Annotated in this window: 15 protein-coding genes and 1 pseudogene; 14 read left to right on the top strand and 2 right to left on the bottom strand. The window is 63.4% G+C overall.

All coding sequences use genetic code 11. The features are described from left to right. Nucleotides 1-652 (bottom strand): AMP-binding protein (locus tag ACILR9_RS37650; RefSeq protein ID WP_395715133.1); only part of this gene is annotated, 652 nt, incomplete at its 3' end. A 238-nt stretch (nucleotides 653-890) separates the two neighbouring features. On the opposite strand from ACILR9_RS37650, the gene ACILR9_RS37645 reads away from it, so the two are divergent. Both ACILR9_RS37645 and ACILR9_RS37640 read left to right on the top strand, forming a co-directional pair. Then, on the top strand, nucleotides 891-1,493 hold the full coding sequence (locus ACILR9_RS37645; protein WP_395715132.1) for a TetR/AcrR family transcriptional regulator: 603 nt from the start codon (nucleotides 891-893) through the stop codon (nucleotides 1,491-1,493). Between the two features lie 314 nt (nucleotides 1,494-1,807). Further along, nucleotides 1,808-2,470, top strand: a complete 663-nt coding sequence (locus ACILR9_RS37640) for an ABC transporter substrate-binding protein (RefSeq protein WP_395715131.1) — start codon at nucleotides 1,808-1,810, stop codon at nucleotides 2,468-2,470. Here the strand turns inward: ACILR9_RS37640 and ACILR9_RS37635 are convergent. Beyond that, nucleotides 2,433-3,671: an ISAzo13 family transposase gene (locus ACILR9_RS37635; RefSeq protein WP_395715130.1), complete on the bottom strand. Its 1,239-nt coding sequence runs from the start codon at nucleotides 3,669-3,671 to the stop codon at nucleotides 2,433-2,435. The genes ACILR9_RS37640 and ACILR9_RS37635 overlap by 38 nt on opposite strands. A 112-nt stretch (nucleotides 3,672-3,783) precedes the next feature. Between ACILR9_RS37635 and ACILR9_RS37630 the strand changes: the two genes are divergently transcribed. The 12 genes and pseudogenes from ACILR9_RS37630 (at nucleotide 3,784) to ACILR9_RS37575 (ending at nucleotide 16,272) form a co-directional block, all read left to right on the top strand. Beyond that, the gene (locus ACILR9_RS37630; RefSeq protein WP_395715136.1) at nucleotides 3,784-4,419 is read left to right on the top strand and encodes an ABC transporter substrate-binding protein; all 636 of its coding nucleotides are present in this window, start codon (nucleotides 3,784-3,786) and stop codon (nucleotides 4,417-4,419) included. A gap of 87 nt (nucleotides 4,420-4,506) precedes the next feature. After that, nucleotides 4,507-5,400, top strand: coding sequence for a branched-chain amino acid ABC transporter permease (locus ACILR9_RS37625; protein WP_395715129.1), 894 nt, complete (start codon nucleotides 4,507-4,509; stop codon nucleotides 5,398-5,400). Between the two features lie 113 nt (nucleotides 5,401-5,513). Continuing rightward, nucleotides 5,514-6,329, top strand: a pseudogene (locus tag ACILR9_RS37620) (branched-chain amino acid ABC transporter permease); the annotation flags it as partial. 262 nt (nucleotides 6,330-6,591) lie between these two features. Beyond that, nucleotides 6,592-6,885 (top strand): hypothetical protein, encoded by a 294-nt coding sequence (locus tag ACILR9_RS37615; RefSeq protein ID WP_395715128.1) that lies wholly within the window; start codon nucleotides 6,592-6,594, stop codon nucleotides 6,883-6,885. Nucleotides 6,886-6,889: 4 nt separating this feature from the next. Then, nucleotides 6,890-7,633, top strand: a complete 744-nt coding sequence (locus tag ACILR9_RS37610) for an ABC transporter ATP-binding protein (RefSeq protein WP_395715127.1) — start codon at nucleotides 6,890-6,892, stop codon at nucleotides 7,631-7,633. Next, nucleotides 7,630-8,337, top strand: a complete 708-nt coding sequence (locus ACILR9_RS37605) for an ABC transporter ATP-binding protein (RefSeq protein ID WP_395715126.1) — start codon at nucleotides 7,630-7,632, stop codon at nucleotides 8,335-8,337. The genes ACILR9_RS37610 and ACILR9_RS37605 overlap by 4 nt, the downstream gene beginning before the upstream one ends. Nucleotides 8,338-8,524: 187 nt before the next feature. Then, nucleotides 8,525-8,764: a hypothetical protein gene (locus tag ACILR9_RS37600; RefSeq protein ID WP_395715125.1), complete on the top strand. Its 240-nt coding sequence runs from the start codon at nucleotides 8,525-8,527 to the stop codon at nucleotides 8,762-8,764. After that, nucleotides 8,761-9,168, top strand: coding sequence for a putative toxin-antitoxin system toxin component, PIN family (locus ACILR9_RS37595; protein ID WP_395715124.1), 408 nt, complete (start codon nucleotides 8,761-8,763; stop codon nucleotides 9,166-9,168). Before ACILR9_RS37600 ends, ACILR9_RS37595 begins: the two co-directional genes overlap by 4 nt. Before the next feature lie 156 nt (nucleotides 9,169-9,324). Next, nucleotides 9,325-9,393 carry a hypothetical protein gene (locus ACILR9_RS37590; RefSeq protein ID WP_395715135.1) on the top strand — a complete coding sequence of 23 codons (69 nt, stop codon included), beginning with the start codon at nucleotides 9,325-9,327 and terminating at the stop codon, nucleotides 9,391-9,393. A gap of 445 nt (nucleotides 9,394-9,838) precedes the next feature. Further along, nucleotides 9,839-12,754: a TerB N-terminal domain-containing protein gene (locus tag ACILR9_RS37585; RefSeq protein ID WP_395715134.1), complete on the top strand. Its 2,916-nt coding sequence runs from the start codon at nucleotides 9,839-9,841 to the stop codon at nucleotides 12,752-12,754. Next, on the top strand, nucleotides 12,723-14,057 hold the full coding sequence (locus ACILR9_RS37580) for an ATP-binding protein (protein ID WP_395715123.1): 1,335 nt from the start codon (nucleotides 12,723-12,725) through the stop codon (nucleotides 14,055-14,057). Before ACILR9_RS37585 ends, ACILR9_RS37580 begins: the two co-directional genes overlap by 32 nt. Continuing rightward, entirely contained in the window at nucleotides 14,026-16,272 is a 2,247-nt protein-coding gene (locus ACILR9_RS37575) for a DEAD/DEAH box helicase (protein ID WP_395715122.1), read from the top strand. Before ACILR9_RS37580 ends, ACILR9_RS37575 begins: the two co-directional genes overlap by 32 nt. Nucleotides 16,273-16,489: the final 217 nt, after the last annotated feature.

The following is a 16,489-nucleotide window of genomic DNA, read 5'->3' as shown; positions in this document are numbered from 1 at the left end:
TGAAGGCGATCTCGGTGATCGCATTCGGATCCGGCAACGGCGGCAGATCGGCATCGCAAGGAGCCAGCAACCGATCGAAGGGGAGCGCGCCTGCCGGCGTCGAGTCACCCGCCACGATCAGGTGCCTGATGACCGGAACCTCCTGCTGCAGCTCACGAAACATGGCGGCATGATCGAAGCCCCGGAAGATCTCGGGGCAGACCGCGACAACCGGTGCGGCGAGCCCCAGCATCAGCCGCAGCTCGCGCTGACGATAGATCGGCGGCAATGGCACCATGATGGCGCCGAGCCGTGCCGCCGCATATTCCAGCAGCGGGAAGTGCCGCCAGTTCGGCAGCTGCACGGCGATGCGATCGCCTTGTTGCACGCCCAGCGCCGCAAGATTGCGCGCGATCAATTCGCTTTGCTGAAGAGCCGAGGCATAACTCAGGCTGCCGAATCGATCGACGATCAGGGACTTGCCCGGGGTTCGACCTGCAACGTCCGCGAGGATGCTGAAGATGTCGCGTTGGCACCAAAGGCCGGACGATGCGTAGCCCGCGATCACGTCACGCGGGAACGCGACGCTTGCGTCGATGGCGGCCGGAGCTGCACCGGACGGGCCACGGGGAGGGACCCCCGAGGCCGTGGGCCGAGCGGTCGTCGATGTCATGCCCTCCCTCATCCTTAGTCGTGCACGGGCGCAACCAATTAAATGAATATCAGTTCATTTTATTGGCGACGTCAAGACCAACCAGGGCAACGGCGGGCGCGATCTTGAAAGGACGCATCCGCGCCGCCTACCTTGTCCAGCCAATGTCTACGAGGACCCTCGGCGCGTGAAACGACCGTCCAAGACTTGTCCGGGGCTGGACGCGCCTTCGCGGGGCCGGCCCAGGCGCACGGATGCGATGATCGAGGCGCGGCGCAGCCGGATATGCAAGGCGGCGATCGAGCGGTTCGCCAATGACGGGTACCGCGCCACCACCATGCAGAGCATCGCCGACACCGCGAAGATGAGCGTCGGCCAGATCTACGACTATTTCCACGACAAGGAAGATCTGCTGGTCGCCTCGATGAACGACGTGCTGGATGCCTATGGGCGCGAGGTCCCCGTCGCGGTATCGGGCAAGAGCGATCCGTTCGAGCAGTTCACCGCCGCGGTTCACGCCTTTGCCCGGGTGGTGAACGAAAGACGTCAGGCCTGGCTGATCGGGTATCGCGAGTTCCACGTGCTTTCGTCCAGGCAACGCAAGCAGATCCTCGACAAGGACGTGGCGACGACGAAGCTGATCGAGGACAGGATCGTCGCCTGCATGAAGGCGGGCCTGTTTCACCCCGTCGAAGCGCGGATGCTCACGTATCAGATACTGTTGCTGATACAGGGCTGGGCGCTGTCCGCCTGGCGTCTCCCGCGCATGACATGGCGGGACTACATCGATAGCGGCCTTTCAATTCTGTTGAAGCCCGTTCAGACCGACCGATGCGCTCGGATGCAGACGAAAGCGGAGTGACCTTGGCTGCCTGACAGGCTGCACCGCCGTCCGGCTCGGAGCCCCCTTGGCAAATCGTCGGGCGCCCGGTCAGTTCGCTCTCCGGCGATTCACATGCTATGGCGCGCGCCTCGCATATGCTATGGTCGCATGGCGCGTCTCGAATAGATGCAAGGGTATCGAAAAGGCCCACGGGCCGCGCAGCGTCAAGGGAGGAGTGGGAAGACCCGTATCAGTAGACTTTGGTAAGGCGCGCGCTCGCCCTCGGGCGGGGCAAACAGCGTGGCGCTTGCGTGGTTTGAGTTGTTTTTCCTAACCAAAAAAGGGAGGCAACGATGGGCGTACGCTTTGTCACCAGGTTTCTGGTCTCGATAGTCTCGTTGACGTTCGTCGCGGCCTCGTCGATGGCCGCGGACCCCAAACCGATCAAGATCGGCCTGCTCTACTCGCTGTCGGGCATGGCCGCCGTCTACACCAAGGGCACGGTGATCGGCCATCAGATCGCCGCCGAGGAGATCAACGCCGCCGGCGGGCTGCTGGGCGGCCGCAAGATCGAATACGTGATCCGCGACGACAAGCTGAAACCCGGCATCGCGGTGGAGGAATTCCGCCGCATGGTAACGCGCGACCAGACCGACTTCGTCATGGGCGTGATCAGCTCGGGCGTCGCCTTGGCCGTCTCCGAGGTCGCGAAGGAGATGAAGGTCCTGTTCGTCGACACCATCGCCCAGACCGCGGCGCTGACCGAGGAGCAGGGGCACGACTACGTCGTTCGCCTCAACACGAACACCGGCGTGATGGGCCGCACGGCAGCGCTGGCGGCGGCAAATGGAAAGTGGAAGACCTACTATTTCATCGGCCCGGATTACGAATACGGCCATCGGATGAATGCCGACTTCTGGGACTATCTGAAGGCCAAGAGGTCGGACGTCACCAAGGGTCTGTCCATAAATAATCTGGTCAATTCGTCTTGCGGCGAGCGACTGTTCTTGGTTTAGGCGAGATGGTGTAGTTCCAGTCACCATGGAACGAGTGGCGGGAGAGATTGATGGCGGCGAGCTCGGCGTTGGTCACCTTCAGGCCTTTGGGATACTTGTTCTGATCCAGCTCAGCGCGCACCCGCAGACCCGTGTCGGTCGTCGTCGCAGCGATCAGCTGGACGATGGTTCGGTAACTGCGCAACGGCTTGCCTCGCCAGTTGATGGTGATGAACGAGAACAGGCGGTGCTCGATCTTGTTCCACTTGCTGGTCCCCGGCGGCAAGTGACAAACCGTGATGGGCAGCTTGAGCTGGTCGGCCAGCTTCTGCAGCTCGACCTTCCACAGCCGCACACGATAGCCGTTGCTGCCACCGCCGTCGGCCGAGATCAGCAGCCGCGTGGCTGCGGGGTGGCGCTTCTTGCCCATGGTCCGCCACCATCGGCGGATCGCCTGGACCGCGAATCTCGCGGTGTCGTGATCGGTGCCGACGCTGACCCAACCGACATTGTTGGTGATGTCGTAGACCCCGTAGGGCACGGCGCGGCTCAGCTTGGGATCGATGAAGTCGTGAACGTTGACCAGCTCGGGCGTGCCGGCGGGGCGCCATTCCCGGCCATTGTTCTTGAAATTGCCTACCAATTCCTTCTTCTTCGTGTCGACCGAGATGACAGGCTCGCGTGCTGCCAGGAACGCCTTGGCCTGGGCGTTGATGTAGTGAAATTGTGCGTCACGATCGATGTGGTGGCTGCCTTCCCGGGTCTTGCTGTTGGCCTGCAGACTATAACCCATGTCGCGCAGCAGGCCGCCGACGACAGTCGGGCAAACCCGATGTCCTTTGCTCGCCAGCTCCTTCACGAGGTTACGCAGGCTGCGCGCCGTCCACAACAGGGGCTGCATTGGGTCGCCACGTGTCACCGGCTCGACCAAGCCCTTTAGATCGCCTTCCAGCGTCGCATCCTCGAGCAGCTTCCTCTTGCGCCCGCCGCCGCGTTGGCGGATGCGGCCGGGCGGCGCCGAGACCTTGTGCCGAATGTCGAGCAGGCCGTGATAGATCGTCGAGCGTGACAGCCCGCTGATCCGCGCCATCAGGCTGACCCCGCCGCGCCCCAGCGCTTGCGCCTCCAACGCGACAAAGCGCCGGCGGCTCTGCTCATTCAAAACCGCAGCCATCTCGCGATAGCGTTGCCGGGCGGCTCGCACTGCCGAAGCTTGAAGCATCGCCCAATCTTATGCCAAGCTGACCTTCTGCGGGAGCCTCGCGCCACAAGTTCTTGTTCAACCGTGACAATTTTGTCTTAGTTATTTATGGACAGGCCCCAAGCTTGGCGATCTGTGGCCCAAGCTCGGCGAGCGCGACTTCTCTGCCCACATCACGGCCATCCTGAACGCCAAGCCCGAGGCGGTGTTCTCGTCGCTGTGGGGCGGCGACCTGATCGCCTTCATCAAGCAGGCCAACGCCTACGGCTTCTTCGACAAGGTCCAGTTCATCTCCACCGGCGGCGGCGACCTCGACATCCTCGAGCCGCTGGGCGCCGAGATGCCGAACGGCATCCTGGCGACCTTTGCCTATGCCTTCGACTATCTCCCGGTGAAGAAGGAGCAGAACGAGAAATTCATCGAGGAGTTCAAGAAGCGCGCCGGCTACCTGCCGAAATCGGGCGACATCTTCGGCTACGTCTCGACCTACGTCATGGCGGACGCGATCAAGAAGGCCGGCTCGACCGACAGCGCCAAGCTCGGCGCCGCGCTACGCGGCTCGCAGTACGAGACCTTACTGGGCGATATCACGGTGCGTGAGTTCGATGGCCAGGGGACGTTCTCCTACAATATCGGCTTCACCTACAGCGATCCCAAGTATCCGTTCAAGCGCCTCAAGGACGTGACGCGCGCGAACGGCGCCGATGTCCTCCCGAGCAAGGAGGAGGTCGAGAAGATCCGCACCGACGCGAAGAAGAAGGGCGGCTGAGCTTCTCGTTCGCGATGGGGCGCGGAGCACCGCGCCGCGCCCCGTCGCCCATCATCACCGTAGTCCGTTCGACAGGGGGAGCCCGCGATGGCAAGCCTCACCGCCGACATCTTGCTCGTTCAGTTCATCAACGGCCTGTTCATCGCCGCCGGCATCTATCTGGTGGCGTCGGGCCTGTCGCTGGTGTTCGGCGTGCTGGGCGTCCTGAACTTCGCGCACGGCTCGTTCTACATGTACGGCGCGTTCTTCGTGTTCACCTGGATCGGCTTCAAGCTCGGCGGATTCTGGCCGGCCCTGCTGATCGCGCCGTTTGCCGTGGTGATCGTGGGCGTCGCCACCGAGATCGTCTTCCTCAGGCCGATCTACAAGGCCGATCCGCTCTACCAGTTGCTGCTGACCTACGGCCTCGTGCTGATGTTCGGCGACCTGGTGAAGCTGATCTGGGGGGCCGACAACCAGTCGGTGGCGCGGCCGCCGGGATTTGAGGGCACGATCGCGATCTTCGGCGCCCAGTTCCTAAGCTACCAGATGTTCGTGCTGATCCCGATCGGCATCGCCACCATCCTGGGGCTCTACCTGCTGCTCAATCACACCCAGATCGGCAACGTCGTGCGCGCCGCCACGCAGGATCGCGAGATGGTGGGCGCGCTCGGCATCAACGTACGGCTGCTCTACACCGGCGTGTTCGCCATCGGCGCTTTCCTGGGCGGCCTCGGCGGCGCGGTGCTGGCGCCGATGGGCGCGCTTTATCCGGGCATGGATTTCGACGTCATCATCGAGGTCTTCCTGGTGGTCGTGCTGGGCGGTCTGGGCAGCATGGCCGGCACGGCGCTCGGCGCGCTGATCTATGGCGAGCTGAAATCGCTCGGCATCCTGCTCGTGCCCGACCTCGAGTCGGTCTTCATCTACGTCCTCATGGTGATCGTGCTGCTCACGAGACCCCAGGGCTTGCTCGGCAAGCGCCTGGAGACCAGCCGCTGACGGTTGGTTGCAACGAGTAGGGCGGAACGACAGGGAGAGACGCCGTGGCCAGCGTGCAGGACTCGATCCGGGGAGAAGCCGTTCCGCTGCGTTGGACGACAGTGCGCGATCCGATGCTGTGGGCATTCGTGGCGGCGTTGCTGCTGCTGTTCTGGCTGCCCGAGCTGGTCTTCGCCATGGGCTGGGCCAAATTCTGGATCCAGTTCACGACCCAGGTCTTCATCTGGTCGCTGTTCGCCGTGTCGTTCAACCTTTTGATGGGCTACACCGGCATGGTCTCGTTCGGCCAGGCCGCCTATCTCGGCATCGGCGGCTACACGGCAGGCTTGCTGCTCAAGAACATCGCCGGCTTCCCCTTCTGGCTCGGGCTGGTCATGGCACCGGTCGGCGGCGCGCTGGCGGCGCTGGTCATCGGCTATTTCTGCGTGCGTCGCACCCACATCTACCTCGCCATCCTGACGCTGGCGTTCGGCCACATCGTCTACCTGATCGCCTTCAAATGGTACGACTTCACCGGTGGCGACAACGGCTTGATCGGCATTCCGGTGCCGAAGTGGATCGCCGAGCCGACCTTCGCCAACTACTACAAGTTCGTGCTGGTGATCTGCGTCGTCGCGATCTACTGCCTGTGGCACATCGTCAATTCGCCGTTCGGCAGGGCGCTGACGGCGATTCGCGAGAATCCCGAGCGGGCCGATTTCATCGGCATCCCCGTCGATCGCTACCGGCTCTACGCCTTCGTGCTCGTGGGAGCCTTCTCCGGCCTGGCGGGTGCGCGGATCATGATCAACGACCGCAGCGTCTATCCCGACCTGGCGCACTGGACGCAATCGACCCAGGTGCTGCTGATGGTCCTGCTGGGCGGGGTCTACACGTTCTTCGGTCCGATCGTGGGTGCGCTGCTGTTGCGCACCATGGACGCCGACATCACGCAGAACTACCCCGAGATCTGGCAGCTCTTCCTCGGCGCGGTGCTGGTGCTGATCCTGTTCGGCCTGCCCGGCGGGATCGTGGGCTTCATCCAGCAGCGCGACGTCGGCAGCGGTGACGATCGAGCCACCCGCCGCGCCAAGCTGCTGAGGGAGTTCCGCCGCAAATCGTGGATGTTCTTCCTGGGCTCTCTGCTGTTCACCAGCTTCTTCGCCATCCTGCATCAGCCGGCCGCCTGGCTGATGCCGCGCGCGCGCCTTCGTGGCGTGGTCGCTGCCGACCTGGGGCATCGTGCCGTGCGCCCTGCTGCAGTTCGTGGTCGTCGGCGCGATCCTGTGGCTGCTGTTGCGTCGCGCCGACCGCTTCGCGCGCCTCGACGGGGCGCTGCTGCTGGTCCTGCCGGTGGCCGTGCTCGCCTTGAATGTCTGGCTGGGCACGCCGCTCTCCGGGCTGCTGATCGTGCTCCTGTGGGCGATCTTCACTGTCTACGCGCTGGGTCAGGCGGAGTTCCGCAGCGCCTACGGCATCGGCCGCACCACGGACGACGGAGGCTGAGGTCATGCTGTTGCGCGTCGACGCGGTGTCCAAGTCGTTCGGCGGGTTTGTCGCCGTGCGCGACGTCAGCCTGTCGGTCGATCGCGGCCACACGGCCTGCGTCATCGGCCCCAACGGCGCCGGCAAGTCGACGCTGTTCAATCTCATCACCGGCCATCTGCAGCCGACCCGTGGACAGGTCTTCCTCGGCGATCGCGAGATCACCGGCCGGGCGCCGCATGCGATTTGCCTCCTGGGCATCGGCCGCTCGTTCCAGCGCACCAACATCTTTCCGCGGCTCTCGGTGTTCGACAACGTCCAGGTCGCCGTGTTGTCGCATCTCAATCGGACGCTCAACATGGCGACGCCCGCCGCCACGCTGGCGCGCGATGAGACGATGGCGCTGCTCGAGGCGGTCGGGCTGGCCGGCGAGGCGCGGGCAACCAGCGGCACGCTGTCGTACGGCCTGCAGAAGCAGCTCGAGCTCGGCATTGCGCTGGCCAGCGAGCCGCAGGTGCTGCTGCTCGACGAGCCGACCGCCGGGATGTCGCCGCAGGAGACGGCGGACACCATCGCCCTGATCGGCCGCATCGTCCGCGAGCGCGGCCTCACCCTGCTGTTCACCGAGCACGACATGGATGTCGTGTTCAGCATCGCCGAGCGCATCTTCGTGCTGCACCAAGGTGCGCTCTTGGCCCAGGGCACGCCGCAGGAAGTGCAGGCCAACGAGGACGTGCAGCGCGTCTACCTGGGTGAGGTGGAGGAATGATCCTAGAAGTCGACGACCTCTACACGGCCTATGGCTTGAGCCAGATCCTGTTCGGCGTGTCGCTCGCCGTCGAGAAGGGCGAGTGCGTCGCCTTGCTGGGCCGCAACGGCGTCGGCAAGACGACGACCTTGCGGTCGATCATGGGCCTGACCGCACCGCACCGCGGTCGCGTGCGCTACAACGGCGTCGACATCACGGGCCGGCCCGCTTTCCAGGTGGCCAAGCTCGGAATGGGGTTCGTGCCGGAGGAACGCCGCATCTTTCCCGACCTGACCGTGCGCCAGAACCTCGAGGTGGCGCGCAAGCCGGCGGCGTCGCAGCACGAGCGGCCGTGGACGGTCGAGGCGGTGTTCGAGACCTTTCCCGCCCTCGCTCCCCTCACGGGCCGCAAGGGCGGCTACCTGAGCGGCGGCGAGCAGCAGATGCTGACGATCGGCCGGACCCTGATGGGCAACCCCGACCTGCTGCTGCTCGACGAACCGTCGGAAGGCCTGGCGCCGCTGGTGGTGCGCGATCTCGGCCGCCAGATCAGCCGCCTCAAGGAACACGGGCTCACCATCCTGCTGTGCGAACAGAACGCCAAGTTCGCCATCAAGCTCAGCGACCGCGCCTACATCCTGGAGAAGGGCCATGTCCGCTTCTCCGGCTCGATCGCCGCCCTTCAGGCCGACGACGAGGTGCGCCGGCAGCATCTCGGGTTCTAGACGCGCTCGGCGGCCCGGGACTGTCGATCTTGGTAGCTGCGGGCCTTGCTACCATTTCTGTCATGTCTTGCTTGCATATTTGCTGGTCGGCATGGGCCATGTTGCCGGTAGAAAGTAGGAACCAGCTCGAATCTTTAAATGGGCGTGCCCTCGGCCAACACACTATATTGCCTCTGAGGAGGCTCTGATGGGCAGCATGATCGAGGTGATCATTCCGATTGAATCCGAGGCCGCCAAGGCGCTCGAGACTCCTGCGCGCCGCGAAGCAGTTGGTCGCTATTTGAGTGGCCTGCTGAAGGATGGACGCCTAGCCAGCGTTCTCTCGGAAGCGATCGCAGACGCCAAGCGCGAGGCGCGCGCGAGCGGATTGACGGACGATGACATCGATGCCGAGCTGGAGGCCTGGCGGGCAGAGCGCAAAGCTTGATCGTCGTTTTCGACGCGTCGACGTTCGTCTCCGCGGCCCTCAAAGCGAACAGCCTTCCCGAACGCGCGCTCCTGCGCGCTGTGACCGCGCCCAATCGCCTGCTTCTTTCACAAGCGATCGAGGACGAGTATCGAGAGGTAATCTTCCGAGCAAAGTTCGATCGTTTCGTCGCTGTCGAACGCCGCCAGCGCATCCTCGACGTGGTAGTCTTTGCGGCAGACCGGGTTGAACCGACCGAGACCGTACGTGAATGCAGCGACCCGAAGGATGACAAGTACTTGGCATTGGCTGCCGCTGGCGGCGCAGACGTCATCGTGAGCAGCGACGTTCGTCACCTGCTTTCGATGCACCCGTGGCGTGGGATTGCGATCGTATCTGCGGCGAACTTCCTGGCCCTTCCCTGACGCGGATTACCTTGAGAGCCTTCCCGGCGGCAGCACCTGCCACTTTTCTCGGCCGGGCTGGTAACTGCCGCTGCGCACCGGCGTAGCCGCTTGACGCTTGGCGCCACTGGTGGTGCGGCGTCTGCTGCCCGTCCGCGTGCCTATGCCCCGGAGACTGTGATCGCCGAAAAGTTCCAGGCCATGGTCATGCTGGGGCGCGCGAACAGCCGCATGAAGGATTTCTAGGACGTTTGGGTGTTGTCCCGCTCGTACGACCGGAAAGATAACAGGCTGGCACGCGCGATCGTTGTGACCCTCACCCGACGGAGGAACGCGGAGTTGCCGTTAGAGACCCTCGATGCACTCTCTGAGGCCTTTGCTCTGATCCGGGAAAGGTCCAGCAATGAGAAGCATGCGTGCAAACAGTTGGGATCGACTCTGGCAATCTTGTGATTGTTGTTTCCGACCTGAGGGGCATTTCTGCGGCCGCAAGTGGAATTGGCGCGGAGGTCCGGCAAAGAAACGCACTAGCGGTCGCGGCCGGACCCCTGATCTCGTGGAAGCCGGGACCGCCCTAGTTGCCGCCCCGGTATTCATGTACCATTTTGCGCAACCAGGGACTGTGGGGGGCAGGGTGATCCGGGGTGCACCTGCATGGCGGTGGCGACCATTGTGGAGCGCAGCGGCGTTGGTGTGGGTCGCGCTCGCGGTGCCATGTGCCGCTACCGCTCAAGATGTGCAGGAAGACGTCCGTGCGGCGCAGCGCGCATTGCAGGCAAGAGGCTACGATGTCGGCTTCATCGACGGCATCATGGGGCCACGCACCAAGGCTGCCCTCGAGGAATTTCAGCGCAAGAGCGCCCTCGCCGTAACGGGGATCGTCGACGCGCCCACGTTGCGGGCACTGACGTCGGTCGATGCCAAGTCACCAGCAACCTCGTTGCCGCCTGCCGTTCAGCCACCTGTCGTTCAGCCCTCCGCCCAATCCCCGCCCCCTTATGACTATCCGCCGGCGCGCAGCTCGCAGCCATCGCCGCCGACCGCGTCGCCAGTCCCGGCGCCGCTGCACGCTCCATCAACTTTGCCGGCCACGGGTAATGGCGGCACCATCGGCTGGATCATCGGGCTAGGGTTTTTGATCGGGGGTATCGTGCTTTGGTGCCGACGCGACAAGACCTCCCCGTCTTCGACAAGCTATTCGACATCGACGAGTGCGCCGCCAAGGAGCGACGACCGCATTTCGACACGCTCTCCAACGCGGGCCAGCCCTCTTGCCAGGGGCAGTGAAAGCGTCTCGATACGGGTGAGCCCCCCACTAAGGAACGACAGCGGCGTTTCGCCACCCCCGTCGGCACAAGCCGGCACGGCGTTCGAGATCGAGGACGGCGTTGTCATCGCAACCTCCGCCAGGCCCGCATCGCAACCGCCGCCACCATCGTTCTCAATTCCGACGCCTCCGTCCCCAAAAGAGCAGAGTGACCGATGTTGGGTGGGCGCAGGTCGATCGCTGACCATCGCAGGGTACGAACTTCGGGGCGGCCTGCTCTATGTCGGCAAAGAGCTCAGGCGTCACGACAGTGCAGGAGTCGAGAACTGTCTCATCAACCCGTCGCTTTCGGTGGTAGATCCGACGGGAACAACACCGGAGGTGCCTTACTATCCCTCCTACAGCGCTCTGGAAGCGCGGGCACGTGGCGGCTACCTGCAATGGCTGGCTTCCGGGCGCAGCCATCCCGATGCGGATATCGGCTACGTGTTCTTATACTTCTATGGTCTCGAGCGCCGCCTGATGCTCGATCAGGCCATGGATGAATACGGCGTCCTGGTTGCGGAGGTCGAGCGGCTCCATCGCATTTATCACAAGAATTATTCGGTCAATCGTTATGCTCGCTTGCTTCTTGATGCCGCCAGGCTGATGCGATCGGACCGACGATCCTATGACGATGATGTTCCGATCGGTCAGCAGGACTACGAACTGCCGTTTTCCGTGAGGCTCGCGGTTGGTCAGCTTCTGGCGGAGGGCAAGCCGATCCCCTGGAGTTGGATGTACGCCTGGACCTGGAACGACCCGCAGACGAACCTGCGCACGGTGCATCGACGCGCGGACAAGGAGTTAAAGGAACTTTTTCGGATACGCTTTAGCGAGAAGTATCCCGACGGGTTTCGGCTCAATGCGCCAAAGGCAAGGCTCAGATGGACCTACCGGGCCGCATCAGGCAGCTTCCTTGTGGATCTGGAATCCCGGCTCGGTAACCTGCCTGACGTCGCCAACCTGACGAGTCCAACCAACAAGATGCGGGTGATCCTCGACGCCTGCGCCGAGGAGCTCGAAGGATACAGCCGGTTTCTGGGGCGTCGGCCGGACGGGCGCGGAACCCTGCAGGCCCTCTCGCTCTTGCCGCCTGAGCTGGTCCACACCTCAGAAGGCGCCGAGGTCACGAAGTTTCGCGAATGGCTCGATGCACAACTGGCGAATGGTCCTGCTCTCGTCGATGGGAGCGAGCTGGTGACCCATCTGGCTGCCGGCGCAAGCTACGGCAAGACGAGTATCCGCGTGTGCATCGAGATGCTCAGAAGTTTCAACGTCGCTGTCATGCCGAACCCCCGGGTCTCGCTGCAACTCCCCAAGGTCGGCCAGCCCTTTGTGCTCTATCGATGCGAAGACGAAGAGATCCCGGAGAGCGAGGTGCCAGCATTCAGGCTGGCGAGCTTGGCGCTGACGTTCGGCGCCTTTGTCGCTCACTCCGATTCCGCCCTGTCCCCTGAAGAAGGCAGGCAACTTGCCTCCCTCGCGGACTCGGCTCCGGGATTGAGCGAGCGTGGTCGTCTCGATCTCGGCGCCCACCTCCGGTGGCTGCAGGCGGTTCCCGCCGAGCCTGGCGCCCTGCGCTCGAAGCTCAGTGCCGTATCAGCTGAAGATCGCCATCGGCTGGGGCTGGTGGCCCTGTCTGCGGCATCAGCCGATCTGTCGGTGCACCCGGAGGAGATCAAGGCGCTTCAACGCATCTACAAGGTGCTGGGCCTGAACGAGGACACCGTCCTGTCCGACCTGCATTCGGTGATGGCCACCCCTGCGCCCGAGAGGTTGACTGCCATTCCGATTGCTCCCGTGATGGCGCCTGGCTACTCGTTTCCCGCCAAGCCGGGCCGTGGCCCCGCGGCTGGCGACATTCGGCTCGATCCCGAGCGGCTGAAGCACATCGGCGAGAGCACGCGGCGTGTCAGCGAGGTGCTCTCCAGGGTCTTCACGGAGGAAGACGAGGCGGCGATCGAGGTGCGGCTTCCCAGCGAAGCAGAAGACGTCTCCGCTGTGTCAGTTCCCGACACCGAGCAACTAACCACCTTCGAGGACCTCGATGCCCGCTTCAAGAGCTTTCTCGCGGAGCTGATCACCCGACCCGCATGGTCCCGGTCGGAACTCGACCAGCTTGCGAGGTCGCACGAACTGATGACTGACGGCGCGCTTGAAGCCATAAATGAGTGGGCCTTCGACCACCATGGTGACGCCCTGGTAGAAGATGGAGATCCTGCTACAATTCATCAGTACATTATCGGCCATGCGTCGACGGTAGAGAATGTCCAAAGCCAGCCTCATCAAGCCCCGTGAGCGCGACGTCATCGTGCAGGCACTACGTGCCGGTGTCGTTCCCAAGCTGGGCTTGCGTCACATTCAGGTCGGTCGCGCGCGCGAGGTCGAGGAACTCATCAAGGATGTCGACCGGGTGGCTAGCGATGGCGCGACAATCCGATTTGTCATTGGTGACTATGGCGCGGGCAAGACCTTCTTCTTGAATCTCATCCGGCTGATTGCGCTCGAACGCAAGCTCGTTGTCATGAACGCCGACTTGGCGCCCTCGCGCCGGCTCCATGCCACCGATGGGCAGGCCCGCTCCCTGTTCAACGAACTCGCCCGGAATACCTCCACCAGGACGAAGCCCGAAGGCGGAGCACTGGCCAGCATCGTCGAGCGGTTCGTCGGCGACACTCTTGTGCAGGCCAAGAAGGACGGCAAGGATATCGAGGAAGCCATCCAGCAGAAGCTCGCTCCGCTGCGAGATCTCGTGTCGGGCTTTGACTTTGCGACTGTGCTGGCGCGATACACGAAGGCGTACGACGAAGGTGACGAGGCACAGAAAACAGCATCCCTGCGTTGGTTGAGGGCGGAATACAGCACGCGAACCGAAGCACGGGCGGCGTTGGGGGTCCGGGACATCATCGATGACGAGCGCGTCTACGACTACTTGAAGCTCTATGGAGCGTTCGTGCGCCTCGCCGGCTATGGTGGCTTGCTCGTGCTGCTGGATGAGATGGTCAATCTCTACAAGCTGACCCATGCCCAGGCCCGAAACGCGAACTACGAGCAGATTCTCCGGATCCTGAATGACGTGTTGCAGGGTGGCGCGTCGGGAATAGGCTTTCTGATGGGCGGCACACCTGAATTCCTGATGGACACCCGGCGCGGTCTCTACAGCTATTCGGCGCTTCAGTCGCGTCTTGCGGAGAACCGCTTCGCGCAAGGCGGGCTTGTCGATCTGTCAGGGCCGATCCTGCGGCTCCAGAATCTGACGCCGGAGGATCTCTACATCCTGCTGACCAACATCCGCACCGTCTTCGCGGGCGGCGATCAGGCACGACATCTGGTGCCAGACGATGCCTTGATGGCCTTCATGAAGCATTGCTCTCTCAAGATCGGTGATGCGTACTTTCGTACGCCCCGAAACACGGTGACGGCTTTCGTCAATCTGCTCTCGGTGCTCGAGCAGAACCCCGGCAGCCAGTGGCAATCGTTGCTCGATGGGATCGAGGTGACAACGGCGATACCGGAAGAGGCGGACGGGGCGCCGACCGGCGCGTCGGATGCCGTGCAAGACGCAAGCAATGGCGACCAGCTCACCGCCTTCAAGCTCTGAGCGAGCATCGACCGGCTTCGATCGCCTGAGCGAGCCGGTGAGGCGCTGGATATGGCAGAAGGACTGGCGGGAGCTGCGCGACGTCCAGGAACAAGCGATACCCGCCATTCTCGACACCGAGGCGGACGTCATCATCGCCGCGGCAACGGCGGGCGGTAAGACGGAGGCCGCCTTTTTGCCTATCATCTCGCGCATCGCCGATGCGCCCGGTCGAGGCTTCAAGGCGATCTACATCAGCCCGCTGAAGGCTCTGATCAACGACCAGTTCGGACGGCTCGACGAGCTTTGCGAGATGGCCGAGCTGCCGGTCTACAAATGGCACGGCGACGTCTCGGCGTCGGTCAAGGCCCGGGCACGCAGGCAGCCCTCGGGAGTGGTGCTCATCACGCCCGAATCGCTCGAGGCGCTGTTTGTCCGTCGCGGCGTCGAGGTGCCGGCGCTATTCACGACGCTCGAGTTCGTCGTTATCGACGAGCTGCATGCCTTCATCGGACAGGAGCGTGGCAAGCAGCTCCAGTCGCTGCTTCACCGGCTCGATATCGCAACGGGCCGGATGGTCCGTCGTGTCGGCCTGTCGGCCACTTTGGGCGACATGGCTCTGGCAGCGGAGTTCTTGCGTCCGGGCAAGGGTGAGGATGTCGTCATTCTGGAGAGCGCGTCCGGAGGCGCCACCGTTCATCTGCAGGTGCGGGGTTATCAGAGAAGCAGCGGCACCGCGGCGGCTGGCGACGGCGACAATCACAATGATGACGATCTGTTCTTCATGCGCCAGATCGCCGATCATGTGTTCGAAACACTCAGAGGCAAGAACGGGCTGGTCTTTGCCGGCTCACGGGCAAGTGTCGAAGCCTACGCCGACCTATTGCGCTTGGCTTCCGAGAAGATCGGTGTTCCCGAAGAATTCTTTGCCCATCATGCCAACCTCAGTCGAACACACCGGGAGTTTGTCGAAGGGCGATTGAAGGAGGGCAAGCTGCCGACCAGCGCGGTATGCACCTCGACACTCGAACTCGGCATCGATATCGGCGCCGTAGAGAGTGTCGCCCAGATCGGCGCTCCCTGGTCGGTCGCCTCGCTTCGCCAGCGCCTCGGACGATCGGGGCGCCGGAACAAGCCGGCCGTCATCAGGCTCTATGTGGCCGAGCGGCAACTGTCCGGCGACCTGCACCCGGCCGACAGGCTGCGCTGCCAGTTGGTGCAAGCGATCGCGATGGTGCGGCTTCTGGCGAAGCGATGGTGCGAGCCGCCACGGATCGGGGCCCTTCATCTTTCGACATTGGCCCAGCAGGTGTTGGCCGTCGTGTCGCAGCACGGCGGCGTCACGGCAGCCCGGGTATTCGAACTTCTCGGCACGCGTGGCGCGTTTCCGGCTGTGTCGCCCGACCTGTTCGTGGGCGTGCTGCGTGCGCTTGGCGACAAGGAAAACCGACTGATCGAGCAAGCGCCGGATGGCACCCTGCTGCTCGGCGAGGTCGGTGAGCGAATCGTTGACCACTACGACTTCTATGCCGTGTTTCAGAGTCCCGATGAGTTTCGGGTTGTCTGCGAGGGAAAGGAACTGGGGACGTTACCCATACTGACGGTTCTGGTCCCCGGCATGACCATCATTCTCTCGGGGCGTCGCTGGCAGGTGATCGAGGTCAGGGATCGCGAGAAGGTCGTGGTGGTGAGCCCGTCGCACTCAGGGGTGCCGCCCATGTTCGGCGGCGAAGGCGGCGATCTGCATGATGTCGTCGCGGCGGAGATGAAGCAGGTCTATCTCGAGAGCGCGGTGCCGCCGTTTCTCGACAATGCGTCGGCGCATTTGCTCACGGAGGCGAGAAGCGAATTCCAGCGCCTCGGCCTCCACAAGACGAGCATTATCGAGATTGATGGCGATACCTTCCTGTTCCCTTGGGCAGGATCCGTGGCACTCGGCACGCTGGCCCTTGCGTTGAAGGGCAGCGGCCTCGATGTTTCTACGCGGGGGGTCATTCTGGAGGCAAGCCGGACTGCAGCTGACGGAATCGTGGCTGCACTGCGAAGCTTCGGCGATGCGCCGGCCCCGGATGCGGTGTACTTGGCCATGACCGTCGGCAATCTCATTCGCGAAAAGTACGATCCCTATCTTCCGCGCGAACTCCTGGCGGTCGGCTATGCGTTCGATCGGATGGAGCCTGACGCCGTACCCGCACTGGCGAGGCGGCTGCTCCAGAAAGCAGAGACCGAACTGTAGGGCAAACTACGCGACATGCGAATTGGCAGTGCTTGATCTCTTCCAGCCGCAGCTAGCTCTTGTCGAGGCCGTCGCGGATCAGGCCCCAGCGCATCGTCGTGCGCAGCTCGATGGGCCGCAGCAGGAAGCGGTCCATGATCAGCCAGACGATGCCGATCGCCAGCATGCCGACGACGATGCGCGCCGACTGGAAGTATTGCTGGGCATTGAAGATCGC

It is taken from the genome of Reyranella sp., from assembly GCF_044224635.1.
Classification (GTDB): Bacteria; Pseudomonadota; Alphaproteobacteria; order Reyranellales; family Reyranellaceae; genus Reyranella.
The sequence above is the reverse complement of the archived record's forward strand: the minus strand, read 5'-3'. Positions and strand labels throughout refer to the sequence as shown.